Origin of the sequence: Ekhidna sp. (assembly GCF_040220215.1) — a bacterium.
In the GTDB taxonomy this organism is placed as follows: Bacteria; Bacteroidota; Bacteroidia; order Cytophagales; family Cyclobacteriaceae; genus Ekhidna.
Genome location: NZ_JAVJTR010000009.1, coordinates 166,446 through 179,574, shown reverse-complemented (window position 1 = coordinate 179,574; position 13,129 = coordinate 166,446). Strand labels below are relative to the sequence as shown.

Annotated in this window: 14 protein-coding genes and 1 tRNA gene; 4 read left to right on the top strand and 11 right to left on the bottom strand. The window is 40.5% G+C overall.

Annotated features, from left to right (window positions below):
- Positions 1–113: 113 nt before the first annotated feature.
- Positions 114–1,208, top strand: coding sequence for a Nif3-like dinuclear metal center hexameric protein (locus tag RIC88_RS02595; protein ID WP_350215870.1), 1,095 nt, complete (start codon positions 114–116; stop codon positions 1,206–1,208).
- Positions 1,209–1,216: 8 nt separating this feature from the next.
- Entirely contained in the window at positions 1,217–2,014 is a 798-nt protein-coding gene (locus tag RIC88_RS02590; RefSeq protein ID WP_350215869.1) for a zinc ribbon domain-containing protein, read from the top strand.
- 49 nt (positions 2,015–2,063) lie between these two features.
- Here the strand turns inward: RIC88_RS02590 and RIC88_RS02585 are convergent, their stop codons facing one another.
- From RIC88_RS02585 to RIC88_RS02575, 3 genes are read right to left on the bottom strand one after another with little or no spacing between them, the layout of a single operon-like run.
- Positions 2,064–2,618, bottom strand: a complete 555-nt coding sequence (locus tag RIC88_RS02585; protein ID WP_350215868.1) for a 1-acyl-sn-glycerol-3-phosphate acyltransferase — start codon at positions 2,616–2,618, stop codon at positions 2,064–2,066.
- Entirely contained in the window at positions 2,615–3,268 is a 654-nt protein-coding gene (locus tag RIC88_RS02580) for a hypothetical protein (protein ID WP_350215867.1), read from the bottom strand. Before RIC88_RS02580 ends, RIC88_RS02585 begins: the two co-directional genes overlap by 4 nt.
- A gap of 2 nt (positions 3,269–3,270) precedes the next feature.
- A complete protein-coding gene (locus RIC88_RS02575; RefSeq protein ID WP_350215866.1) occupies positions 3,271–4,215 on the bottom strand; it encodes an acetyl-CoA carboxylase carboxyltransferase subunit alpha in 945 nt (314 codons plus the stop codon).
- 131 nt (positions 4,216–4,346) lie between these two features.
- Here RIC88_RS02575 and RIC88_RS02570 point away from each other — a divergent pair.
- Positions 4,347–4,420 (top strand) — tRNA-Asp (locus tag RIC88_RS02570).
- A 292-nt stretch (positions 4,421–4,712) separates the two neighbouring features.
- Here the strand turns inward: RIC88_RS02570 and RIC88_RS02565 are convergent.
- Positions 4,713–5,555 carry a universal stress protein gene (locus RIC88_RS02565; protein WP_350215865.1) on the bottom strand — a complete coding sequence of 281 codons (843 nt, stop codon included), beginning with the start codon at positions 5,553–5,555 and terminating at the stop codon, positions 4,713–4,715.
- 7 nt (positions 5,556–5,562) lie between these two features.
- Entirely contained in the window at positions 5,563–6,477 is a 915-nt protein-coding gene (locus RIC88_RS02560) for a universal stress protein (protein ID WP_350215864.1), read from the bottom strand.
- Positions 6,478–6,667: 190 nt separating this feature from the next.
- Here RIC88_RS02560 and RIC88_RS02555 point away from each other — a divergent pair, with 190 nt between their 5' ends.
- Positions 6,668–7,207 (top strand): cysteine dioxygenase, encoded by a 540-nt coding sequence (locus tag RIC88_RS02555; RefSeq protein WP_350215863.1) that lies wholly within the window; start codon positions 6,668–6,670, stop codon positions 7,205–7,207.
- Between the two features lie 18 nt (positions 7,208–7,225).
- Here RIC88_RS02555 and RIC88_RS02550 read toward each other — a convergent pair whose 3' ends face one another.
- The 6 genes from RIC88_RS02550 to nosZ all read right to left on the bottom strand — a co-directional run bounded on the left by RIC88_RS02550 (position 7,226) and on the right by nosZ (position 13,118).
- Positions 7,226–8,008, bottom strand: a complete 783-nt coding sequence (locus RIC88_RS02550) for an ABC transporter permease (protein ID WP_350215862.1) — start codon at positions 8,006–8,008, stop codon at positions 7,226–7,228.
- A gap of 65 nt (positions 8,009–8,073) precedes the next feature.
- On the bottom strand, positions 8,074–8,790 hold the full coding sequence (locus RIC88_RS02545; RefSeq protein WP_350215861.1) for an ABC transporter ATP-binding protein: 717 nt from the start codon (positions 8,788–8,790) through the stop codon (positions 8,074–8,076).
- The gene (locus RIC88_RS02540) at positions 8,787–9,923 is read right to left on the bottom strand and encodes a nitrous oxide reductase family maturation protein NosD (RefSeq protein ID WP_350215860.1); all 1,137 of its coding nucleotides are present in this window, start codon (positions 9,921–9,923) and stop codon (positions 8,787–8,789) included. Before RIC88_RS02540 ends, RIC88_RS02545 begins: the two co-directional genes overlap by 4 nt.
- A 95-nt stretch (positions 9,924–10,018) precedes the next feature.
- On the bottom strand, positions 10,019–10,450 hold the full coding sequence (locus RIC88_RS02535; protein WP_350215859.1) for a nitrous oxide reductase accessory protein NosL: 432 nt from the start codon (positions 10,448–10,450) through the stop codon (positions 10,019–10,021).
- 5 nt (positions 10,451–10,455) lie between these two features.
- A complete protein-coding gene (locus RIC88_RS02530) occupies positions 10,456–11,073 on the bottom strand; it encodes a hypothetical protein (RefSeq protein ID WP_350215858.1) in 618 nt (205 codons plus the stop codon).
- 77 nt (positions 11,074–11,150) lie between these two features.
- Positions 11,151–13,118, bottom strand: coding sequence for a Sec-dependent nitrous-oxide reductase (gene nosZ / locus RIC88_RS02525; protein ID WP_350215857.1), 1,968 nt, complete (start codon positions 13,116–13,118; stop codon positions 11,151–11,153).
- Positions 13,119–13,129 lie beyond the last annotated feature (11 nt).

Genomic DNA, 13,129 nt, shown 5'->3' with positions numbered 1-13,129 from the left:
CGATACCATTTACAAAAAGCATTCCGAACAGGGAGTAATAAAACGTTTTTGAACAAAAACTGCGCCTTAGATATTCTATACTTGTAGTGAAGAAACATTGAAAAGCTCTCAACGTGTTGGTAAAAAGCATAACAGATTTTCTTGAAAAATGGGCTCCACCCTCCCTACAGGAATCATACGATAACTCCGGATTATTGCTGGGTGAAAAAGAAGATGAAGTCCACCAGGCGCTGATTACACTGGACATCACTGAAGCAGTCATTGATGAAGCCATTGAAACAAGGTCAAACTTCATCATAGCACATCATCCATTCATTTTCAAGGGAATAAAGCGAATTGGTAATTCTCACTGGATCGATCGGTGCATTCGGAAAGCAATCAAACACGATATTGCTATTTATGCTATTCATACCAATCTTGATAATGTTCATACAGGCGTAAATAAGAAGATCGCTGAAAAACTACAACTGACAAAGCTATCTTTCCTTCAGCCTAAAAAAGAAACACTTTCTAAACTCACAGTCTTCGTTCCCACGGAAAACAAAGATGAGGTATTGACTGCAATGTATCAGGCTGGAGCCGGCAATATTGGCAACTATGATCATTGTAGTTTTCAGGTAGAAGGAACAGGTACTTTTCGTGGCAATGAAGTCAGCAACCCGACGGTTGGCAGTCAGGGGAATGATGAAACGGTGCAAGAAACCCGTCTTGAGGTTTTAGTTCCAAATTATCGCTTAAAGAATGTCATCTCCGCAATGACAGAAGCACATCCATATGAAGAGGTAGCGCATTACATTAATCCCCTCTCCAATATCAATCAAGAGGTTGGGTCGGGAATGATAGGCGAATTGATTGATGTAATGGATGCAAATAAGTTTATGGGATTTCTTAAAAAGCAGATGGATTTAAATATGATCCGGCATACAGAATTAGTTCATGAAAACATAAAAAGAGTGGCTATTTGTGGGGGTTCCGGAAGCTTTTTACTGAACCAGGCCAAAGCAAAGGGAGCAGATGTTTTCATAACCGGGGATTTTAAATATCATGACTTTTTTGAAGCCAATAATGAGATAATTATTGCCGACATTGGGCACTATGAAAGTGAAGTATTTACTAAAGATTTAATACTAGATGCTTTAACTAAAAATTTCACTAAGTTTGCGTTCCGTTTGTCGAAGGTAGACACGAATCCGATCAAATATCTATAGAAAACTGAATGGAAAATACAGTAGCTAAAAAGCTGGAAGCTTTAGAAAAACTACAAGCACTAGACTCAAAAATTGACGAGATAAAGAAAATAAGGGGAGCTCTCCCTGAAGAGGTTCAGGATCTGGAAGATGAAATAGCAGGATACCAAACTCGTATTGATAAGCAAAATGAAGAGCAGAAAGATATGGAAGAGGCGATCTCTGCCAATAAAACTGCCATCAAGGATGCTGAAAAGCTGATTAAGAAATACGAGGAGCAACAGATGAACGTACGAAACAATCGTGAGTACGATGCAATCACCAAGGAGATGGAACTCCAGCAGCTAGAGATTCAGATTCTAGAAAAAAGAATCAAAGAGGCTTACGAAAAGATAGAGACGAAGAAAGGAGAGATCGAGGAAACAAAAGGTATCCTGAGCGAGCGTGAGAAAGATCTCAAGAGCAAAAAAGAAGAGCTTGCCAATATCGTGAAGGAGTCTGAGGCGGATGAACAAAAAATTGAAAAAGACCGAGAAAAAGCGGCTAAGAATGTCGAGGAAAGGCTTATTAAATCTTACGACAAGGTAAGAAGAAATATGCGAAATGGACTGGCAGTAGTACCTGTGAAAAGAGGTGCGTGTGGCGGTTGTTTCAATGTAGTTCCACCTCAAAAGCAAGCTGAAATCAGGGAAAAGAAAAAGATTATCGTGTGTGAGCACTGTGGTAGAATTCTTTCTGATGTAGAGGATGTGATCGAGGAGGAAGTGAAGCCGAAAAGAAGAACAACTCGAAAAACAACCACAAAAAAAGCTACTTCTAAAAAGTAGTTAAATCAGTAAATAAGATTGAGAGGCTTCCATTGTTTGGAGGCCTTTTTTATTTCACTCCGTCTTCCGGATTTTTACCGGTAAACTGTCGAAAATAGTCCTTAATCTCTTCCATCTCCTTATCCATATCACCAGATGGGTAAAATGGCTCATCCACAAAGACAGTTTTGGTGGCATAATCGAAACCAATTTTTACAATAGGCACTTCAGCCTGAACAGCTATTCGATAAAATCCGGTTTTCCATTTTGGTGAGTAGCTACGGGTTCCTTCTGGTGTAATGGTCATCATGAATTCATCACGATCCTTATATAGGTTTACAACTTGATCCACCAGCTGCATGCTTTTACGCCTATTCTTCCTATCTACCGCGACACCACCAATCGAAGCAAGGAACCATCCTACCAATGGAATTTTAAACAGCTCTTTCTTTGCCAGAAAATTAGGGTAGAATCCTATGACATTCCGTGCTCCCCACCCGACAAAAAAATCCCAGTTGCTTGTGTGAGGTGCCACAATGATCACATACTTTTTTAGATCAGGCTTTTCCCCCTGCACCTTCCATCCTGAAAGCTTATAAAGTCTGGAAAGTATCCATCTAATCATTGTAGCGTCCTTTTCAAGGTATCCAGTTCTGCCTCTAAAATTATTGATCTCTCTGCCAAAGCCTCATATTGCCTGATCTTGTTATAAATCAAATCGCGGTAAATGATAAGCATGTTTAAAAACTCTCGATCTAATAATGAAGAGGGTTCCTGACCGATGAAGTCTGTGTTGGCCAATAGCCAGGGAAGAATTCTATCACTGTAAAACTCCACTTGTCCCCGCCCTCTATATTCGGCCTCTTTAGCTGTTACTGTGTAATATGTCGCCAAACTCATTCTTAAATCATAGTCACTCAACAAATCAAACTTTCCGGTAGCAGATGTTGAATTGAAAGTGACTGCCTGTGGAGCATAATTGGTGAATGGCAAGGCTTGTCTCACCAGATACGCAAGACTATCAGTTTCTTTATTTGAAATTAGATTAATAACGCGATCAAGGTACTCCAAACGCTTTCTATTCTCAATTAGCTGATATCTCTCATATACACCACGATCGCGTGATAGCTCCTCAGAGAAAGAATTTATTATTTGTGTTGTTTCGGTATTTAGTCTCCGCTTTTCTGCGGAGCTGTTCACGTAAAAAGCCAATGAGACGCCAAGAATGACAGCAAGAAAATTGAATAGGTGGTCAAACCAGTTTACTTGTTTCATTTCTAATTGTATGCACCCATAGAAGAGAATTTCTCAATGCGATCATTAATTCGCTCTTCTGGTTTCTTAGCAGAAAGTGCCTTTATCTCTTTTAATATTACCCTCTTCAGTTCTGCCGAAGTTTTATTTAAGTCAGTATGTGCTCCTCCTAATGGTTCCTTAATGATTCCATCAATCAGCTTATTCTTCAGCATATCATCAGCAGTAAGTTTCAATGCCTCTGCTGCCTGTTCTTTATAATCCCAGCTTCTCCAAAGGATAGAAGAGCATGATTCCGGAGAGATCACTGAGTACCAGGTATTCTCCATCATGAAGACCTTATCACCAATTGCTATACCCAAAGCACCTCCTGACGCTCCTTCTCCAATAATGATACAAATCACAGGCACCTTGAGCATCGTCATTTCTTTCAGATTTCTGGCAATAGCTTCTCCTTGCCCTCTCTCCTCTGCTTCTAGCCCTGGAAATGCTCCCGGAGTATCAATAAGCGTTACAACTGGTTTATTAAACTTTTCTGCCATCTTCATCAACCGAAGTGCCTTTCGATATCCTTCCGGATTCGCCATACCGAAGTTTCGCATTTGGCGCTGTTTAGTAGATCTGCCTTTTTGTTGGCCGATGAACATTACTGTCTCACTACCAATGGTTCCAAAACCACCAACCATGGCTTTATCGTCCTTCACTGTTCTGTCTCCGTGAAGCTCAATAAAATCATTCGTAATCTCATAGATGTAATCGAGGGTATACGGGCGCTCTGGATGACGTGAGAGTTGTACCCTCTGCCACCTGGTGAGGTTGCTAAACGTCTCCTTTTTCAATTTCAATATTTTCTTTTCTAATTGATTTACCGCTTCTGACACATCCACGTCACTGGTTTTAGCCAGTTCTTTCATATCGGTAAGTTTGGACTCTAGCTCAGAGATTGGTTTTTCAAAGTCTAATAACATAGGATTGAATTTGCGACAACAAACTTACTGTGAAAGGACTAAACGGGTTCAAAATTTTCTAAAGAAAAATAAAGCAGTAGGTATTGTTTAGGAAAAGATAAGCTCTTACTTTTGCATCGCTTTTGTAGCACGGTCCGGTAGTTCAGCTGGTTAGAATGCCTGCCTGTCACGCAGGAGGTCGCGGGTTCGAGTCCCGTCCGGACCGCTAAAAGCACAAACCCATCTCTTCTTGAGGTGGGTTTTTTTATTTAGAAATATGGAGATCGCGGGTTCGACTCTGCGCGTGCCGCTCTATACGTGTGTCGGTCCCGTCCGGACCGCTAAAAGCACAAACCCATCTCTTCTTGAGGTAGGGTTTATATATTTTGATCACCATCTTACATATTAATTATCAACTATTTAAAGCAAATAATAGGCTTAATAAAGCTAAGCTATATTCAAGATACTTTAGATAATCTTTTTCGAGATTTTAGATAAACTCAATAAGAATACTGATTTCACTTAAGAATCTTATAAACCAAAATTGGAATCTTAGACTCATTCACTACATCCTCAGCAATAGATCCACCAATCAAGTGAGCTATTCCTTTCTTACCATGCGTCCCCAATACAATAAGACCAGCACCTACTTCTTCCGCAAACTTCACAGCTCCTGTATCTGCAAAATCAGCCTCCACTGTATTCAGTGTAAAATCTTTTAAATAGTTGCGACTCGCAAAATCCTCAAGTTGCTTCTTTGCCTGAGACTCTTCCAGCCAATTGTAAGGTGTTTTTACCTTGACCAAATGCATGTTTAGTCCCAGCAACTCCTGTACGTCTTTGGCATGATGAGCCACTAAATCCTGCTCCGTACTCAGATCTGAAGCGAAAGCCATACTTTTCATACCCTTTAAATGAGTTTCACCTTTGATTATAATCACGGGACATTCTGCATGTCGGATCATTCGCTCAGCATTTGAACCAATGAAAACTTCCCGAATACCTGAAGCTCCCTTTGAGCCCATAATTATCCAGTTCGCATTTTCTTCTGCAATCAACTTACTAATGTTCGTAAAGGCATTTCCTGACTTCATGTGTACATGTACTTTATGGCCTGCATCCCGGGGGCGCTTAGCCCATTCATCCAATTTGCCATTTGTGGCTTTGAGGTATTCACCAGTGTAAAAGGATTCCATTCCGGAAGTATTTACTTCGCCCATAAAACTTAAATGTCCAACCGGCATTTCTATTACATGGACGAGAACAATCTCACCTTTTACCTGTTCGTTGAACTCAATTGCAAAATTCAGCGCATGGGATGCTTCCTCGGAAAAGTCTATTGGTACTATTATTTTTTTCATTTTAAATTTAATCTGTAGTTAAAACTTCTATTTTCTTATATTCTGGCTTGCCATAAGCCTCTTTTATACTTCTTAGGCTCAAGGATTTTTCTTTTTTATCCATCTTTAAGGACCAAACAGGGATATCGATGTGATTAACCGTATCTTCTGTGAGACTACCGGATAGCCAGTGTGAAATCCCTCTTCTTGCATGAGTTGGCATAGCAATCATATCGGCATTAGTATCGTCTGCATGCCAAAGTATGCCATCAGAAGGGAACACATTCCTCACTGTTGAAAATTCAAAGTTTGAAATACCATGCTCCTCAATTACTCTTCCTAGTTCCTGACTAACCCTTTCTTCATTTTCAATGTTGTGGGGCGTTTTAACCCATAAAAATTCAAGCTTCGCATCAAATTGCTCTTGTAGAGAAGCTACTTGATTTAAAAATGAAGCTTTAATTTCTCTGATGTCAACTGGCACAAGTATTCTTTTGACTTTAGTTGCATCAACGACACCCGGGATGGATATTACCGGACAAGAAGCATGTCTTACAATCTTTTCAGTATTAGATCCAATCAGGGCTTCCTCCAATCCGGAAGAACCTTTTGTTCCAATGACCACAAGATCATAGTGCTCATGATCTACCATGTCTTTGATTGACTGAACCAGGGATGTATCACTGATCTTGGTGTTAATTCTTCGTTTTGTGTCAAATTTTCTGACAAACTCACCTATTTTCACTCTCATTGCATCATACACCTCATCCATAAGGGTCTGGGTACTGATAAAGGACGTGAACTGATAATCTGTGAGGTAATCAAAATGAACACTGTTGAGGAAAGTGATTTCTGCATCATTTTTTTCAGCTAGCTGAAGTGCAAACTCTGCAGCAAAACCGCTAACCTCAGAAAAGTCTACGGGGACTACTATCTTTTTCATGGTCGTATTTTTTAAAGTTCCAATACAAGCCAAAAGTAGGACTGAGAAATACCTGCGGTAATGACAAATAGTAGCTTCTCCACTGATTTACGTCACCCGCCTGATGAATCTCAGCTCACCGAATGGCAATTGTCACAATTCCTTGTGGCACTGACGCCTAACTTGGCTTTATATCAAAAAATGTTAGATTATGGAAACGATTAGAACAGTAGAACAGCTTGTAAAAGCTTTAAGCTCATGTGAGGATAGTGGCAGCTATATATTAGATGTAATGAGCAATGTGAAAATTCCCAGATCAGAGTTTGAAAAATACTATTCATGGAGTGACGAGAAACAAGCAAGAAATGTGCTGGCACGAAATGATGATTTTGAGGTGCTACTGGTCTGCTGGGAAAAAGGCCAGTCCTCACCTATTCATGACTTCAATGCACAGGAGGCATGGATTCATCCGATTGAAGGAGTTCTTCGGGAAGAACGATTCAAAATCAATGTAGATGACGATCGCCTGGAAAAAGTAAGTAATATGCTTTTGGGGAACGATGAGTTTTCATACATGAATCAAATCGGTATTCATCGGTATTCCAATGCCAACAAAGCCCGTTCCGTTAGCTTAAACATCTATCGTAAACCAGTCGCTGAGTGGCATGTGTATGACGAAGGGAGTTCTAATAGTACCATGATGGAGACCTGGGAAAACAAGAACTACAATTTACTTGGACAGGAGGCTTAGCAGTCTCCTTTTTTTGCCTCAAAAGTCCTTTCTAAGCGATTTTCGAAGCATGAGCATCACAGGAATAAATACCCAAAGCAGCAGCACACCAACTGAAATGAGCATTCCTGAGCTGGTGCCAAAAAACTTCTGAAACAATGCGCCTGTATATCCAAGAAGTGCTGAGATCTCTAGTTTGAGTAAAATCATAATTCGACTTAAATCAATCGGATTAAAAAGTGATGCACCCAATGCAAATTTATCTAGCGGATAATCCCCAAAGACAATCAATGAGATCATGAAAAGTCCATCATAGATCACGGCAAAGAACAGCCACATCAAAATGGCATAGCCGAATCCTTTGATTTTGTTGGAGTTGCCTAAACCTATATTCAGGGATAAAGCCACGAAAATGAACGTGAGAAATGTGCCAGACGCAAGCAGTGTGATAAAGTTGCCAACCGCATCTGATTGAGTGATCCCATACATTAGAAAGGGTATGCCTAGCCCGATAATTAAACTCATGGAGAGTGAGAGTGACAGGCCCAGGTATTGTCCAAGAAAAATGGTGGAACGCTTCACGGGTTGTGAGAGCAGCAACTCCGTAAACTCACGGGAGTTATAGAAATACATAATACCGAAAATGGTTCCAATCATCGGTGTGAGCACTACAATGATATTCATCAAGGTGATGGTTGCTTTAGACAGGTCTGAATTAAGGAATAGTAATACGAACCCCAACAGCATGTAAAAAGCCAGGTACACGTAGCTCCACCTGCTCCGCATTAAATCGTAAAAGCTGTATTTTAATATTTTGATCATCGTATTCGTATTAAGCTCGAGACGGATAGCATTTAGTTCTAGCCATTTCTTTATCATTCAATTCTCTAATGATTATGTGTGCCATTAGTCACAAGCATTGCTGCGATTGCGTGTTCCAAATCTTTTTCATTCGTCTGCTTCTGCATCTCTTTCAGAGTTCCCTGAAAATGAATCTTCCCATCTAATAGAAAGATGATCTCTTCGGCCACCTCCTCTACCAAACTCATGATGTGCGTAGTGATTAGTATCGTTTTTCCTTTTTCTCGCTCTTCTTCAATCAGCTTCTTTAACTCTATGAGGGCCACCGGATCCAGTCCGGCTGTAGGTTCATCCATGATGCAGATGTTCGCATCGAACATGAAAGCCAGTACAATATTCACCTTCTGTCTCGTACCCCCGGAAAGGTCTGACAGTTTCTTATCCAGAAATTTCTCCAAACCAAATCGTTCAATTAACTCTCCCTCTCTACCCTTTCGATTTCGTATATCCAAAATCATCTTGATAAGTTCGTTGACCGTCAGGTTCTCCGGAAAACGAGCAATCTGTGGTAGATAGGCAATGTCTTTGCGGTATTCCCAGCTTTTGTAAATCGTTTGATCATTTACTTTCAGCTCTCCACTGTTTGGTATCACCATTCCTAATATGGTTTTAAGCATAGTGGTCTTGCCGGATCCATTGTGCCCAAGAACCGCGAAAACACCTGGGCGATTGATTGAAAAGCCCACACCTTTCAATACCTCTAATTTGCCAAAGTTTTTATGTAGATCTGTTACTTGAATCATTTGAATGCTTTCATTGCCGGTACTTGATCCACCAGGTTGTCAGGGGTAAAAACAGGTGAAACCTTTTCGGAAAAATTCATGATATCTACAAAAAGGCTTCTGAGTAAAATGATGGTTTCAGGGGTTTTATTCACAATGTAAGAAAATAGCTTCACCGGTCGATACGGTACATCTCCCACACCATCTTTATCTAGATCGTATCCGGTATAATCTCCCCAGTAATTTCCATCAAACGTGTTATCATTCATCTTAGAGTTATAGGAAACATCAAAAGAGTTTCCTTTGAAATCATTTCCTGTGATCCGATTGGTGTAGCAACCTCCGGATACCTTAATCGCCCACCCATTTTTATTAAATACATTACCGACATAATTAATCCGGCTGGTACCATCAATAAAAACAGCCGTCGTGTTTTCGGTGAATTCATTATTCAGCACTTCAGCATCGTATATTTCTTTTAATAGCAGTCCATAACTCGCCGGTCCCCAGTTGTTAATAAAGACATTGCTTTTCATGATAATAAACTTGGAAAACATGACTGCAACCCCTGCTCCATTGTGTTCAAATCGATTGCTGATGTAATCATCATTATTGGAAAACATGAAGTGTAATCCATATCGAACATTGTCATGAGCGTAGTTTTCCTCAATAATGCTTTGATCCACAAACTCCAGGTAAATGCCATCCCTCATTCTGTAAACTTCATTGTTATGGATTTGAAGGTTGGAGCAATGCCATGCGTGAATGCCATTTCCTGCTTCATCCTCTTTCACATTCTCTCCATACACCAGATTATTTCTGATAATACCTAGACTTGATTTCTCTATTAGCAATCCGAAAAAGGGATCGATTACTGTGCAATTTTCAATGAGAAAGGAATTGGCTCGGTAAGCGTAGATCGCAGCATAGTCTTTCGTGTAGCTTTTACCGGCATTGATAATTTTCAGCCCGGAAATGGTTATGCTGTCAGCTAGTAACTTCAATACATAGCTTTTACTCTGACCATTCAATATGGCACCCTTTTCACCAATCAAGGTTAAGGGCTTTGTTATTTCAAGATCGATTACCGGATAAACACCACTTTTTACTATTAGAGTATCGTGTGGCTCAGCGAGGTTTACTGCTTGTTGCAAATTATTGGTATCGCAGCTCGGACAAACCATTGTTTGTCCGCTAGACTGCAGAAAAATCAAAGTAAAAAATAAAATAAGCAGTAATCTCATCTAACTCAATCAACTTCAAATTCTACTTTTAAAGAATTCCAATCCAGGGCGGTCCCGGATACATCCTGCACCGTCTTGTTTCGTTTATCCTCACTTTCAAATGCCGTTAGGAATTCACCCATAGGACTGGGGATTTCCTGAGATATTAAATAAGCAGCACCCGAGGCATCTGTCAATACGCCGGGATTGGCATAATCAGCAACGAGGTAGTGTTGAACCTCCGGATGTTCCCATTCCTTCAGATCATTGAGCATGCACTCAATGGCATCATACTTAAAAGCCTTACCGGTTTTTGTGACCAATTGTGCTGCATGTTGCTTATCCACAATGGTCATTTTGCAGAAAACACATGCGTCCTGTCCATAATTTATGGGTTTTGGACCCGTACTACAGGATATAATGAAGAGTGACAACAGCATTGCATTTATTAATCTCATAGTGCTCATGTTTTAGAAACTAATCTGGCTTTTCGACCCAGGAAAAAAGATACCAAACTCAGGAACATACCAAGCCCTAGTAATATGCCGCCTGTCCGTGGATATGAAAAGGCATCAAAATTTAATAGCTTTTTATGCCCCAGTAGTGGAGGGTTATACTGCATCGGTGTACCATCCGGATTGACAAGTTTTAGTATTGCATTTGGATCCAAATCGGTTCCATAATCCACCAACCATAAATTAAAATCGTAAATACCAAGTGCCCCAAGTATGCTCATCATTACAAACCATACTAGAAACAAGAACGGAGATATTTTTCCAATTAAACCCAGGATGCCAATAAGGATCCCAAGACCGGCCATTAACCATACTACTTTCGGAAACACGGAGAACTCCCACATATCATCAGGTTTTGGCAGTGTTTTCATGCCGATGTAGTGATTGAGTCCATCAATGTTTTGAATATCGAACTCACTCTCCCCCTTCAATCCATTTACATGAATGTCAATTCCAAGTGGCTCAGGGTATTGAGGAGCTCCAAGCCGGATGTTCCACATCGGGAAAACAAATAATCCCAATAGCATTATGCTACCTATGATCATTATAATACCAGCGCGTTTCATTTGTTTAACATGTTTTAAATGAGAAATTTGAATAAAACTGTAAGACTGAATCAATCATCAGTCTTACAGCTTTCATTTTAGATGTCGTCACCGTCCAGGGTATAACTCAACTCGATGTTTGAGTTTGCAGGTGATACTCTAATGTATCCTTGCATCTCCTGATGAAGTGCAGAGCAGAAGTCTGTGCAGTAGAATGGCCACACTCCAACTCTTTCTGGTTCCCAAAGTGAAGTTTTGGTCTGACCAGGCATTACAAGTATTTCAGATGTCCTCTGTCCAATCATGGAGAATCCATGGGGAACATCGAAATCCTGCTCATGGTTAGTGATATGGAAGTACACTTTGTCACCCACTTTGATACCTTCGATATTATCAGGCGTAAAGTGACTTCTGATGGTGGACATATAGATATGTACTTCTTTACCATCTCTCTCTACCCTGGCTTCTGCCGGACTCTTAATAGCATATGGGTGATTGTTCTCATCGATACGGTAGATTTTCTTAGAGTTCTTAACCAAAAGTTCTGCATCACATCCAGCAGCATAGTGCGGCTCTCCGTGCGTAGGGAAATCGTAAAGCAGCTCCATTTTCTCTCCTGAGATATCATAAATCTGTGCTGAGTGCTCCATTTCAGGACCTGTAGGTAAATAGCGATCCTTCGTGATCTTGTTCATAGCTACCAGGTACTTACCATGCGGTTTTCTTGAGTTACCGCCTGGGATCATCAAGTGACCTACAGAGTAATAAGTTGGCTTTCTATCCACTACTTCCCAGGTTCCAAGCTTCCACTTTACTACCTCTGAGGAGATAAAGAAAGTAGTGTATGCATTCCCTTTTCCATCAAACTCGGTGTGCAATGGGCCTAAGCCACCACTCTGTACGCTACCTGCCAATACATCGTCATAGTTCAAAATCGGAATACCATATGCATCGCCATCAAATTTCTCCGCATCAATAGCAGCCAACATTTTGTCAAATGAATGAACCGTAATGTTTGCTGAAAGCTTGCCAGATCCAATAATATACTCTCCATTTGGATCTACATCACATCCATGAGGTGATTTAGGAGTTGGTAGGAAGTATATAGCTCCTGGCACATCAGTAGGATTAACTGTAAGCACCTCGTTCTTCATCGTAGAAGTAGCTGTATGCGTAGATTCATCGTACACATTGTGGGCAAATTTGGCAGGCATTTTAGTTCCACCTCCATTGTTCACATATTCTTCGATTTTCTTCCAGTTAATCGCAGCAATGAAGTCCTTGTCATTCTGTGATGCATTGACTTCAAGCAGTGAATTTGCCTCTTCAGTGTTGTAAGTGGAGAAGAAGAACCAACCATGTGATTTACCTCTGCCAGGGTGCGACAGGTCATAGTTGAAACCAGGCATCAACAACTGAAACTTGATATCCATATGTCCATGCTCTTGATCAACTGCGATAAATGTCAGTGCTCCTTTGAAATTTGCCTTGTATTCACTGATTGGCATATCCTTTTGAGGTACAGGCACGGAAAAGCGTGTTCCGGCTACTACATATTCAGTGTTTTCAGTAATGAAAGAAGAACTGTGATTACCGGCACTGTTAGGTACTTCGATGATCTCCTCTGTCTCAAAGGTGGTCAAACTGATTCTTGCAATACGCGGAGTATTATTTCCATTAGCAAAAATCCATCTTCCATCCAGTTCACCATTCGTTTGGGAAATATCAGGGTGGTGAAGATCATCCCATGGAATGAAACCAAACGAAGTATTTAACATAGGTTTGGTTTCTTCCGAATAACCATAACCTGACGTTGGGAATTGAGAGAATACAGGTATCTCTTTAAATAATCTTCCAGAAGGAAGGCCATAAACTGTCAAGTTACCGCTGTAACCACCAGAGAGGAAAGCATACTGCTCATCTCTTTCACCTGGTGCCACGTAAACTTTTTCAGCAATGTTGCTGCGAAGCGCACCATTACCTCCTCTATCCCCTGCCTGACCACAAGAAAACAAGAAGGCAAGAGCGCTTATGAATAATGTATTTTTAATAATTGTATTTTTCATTTTAGTTGGTG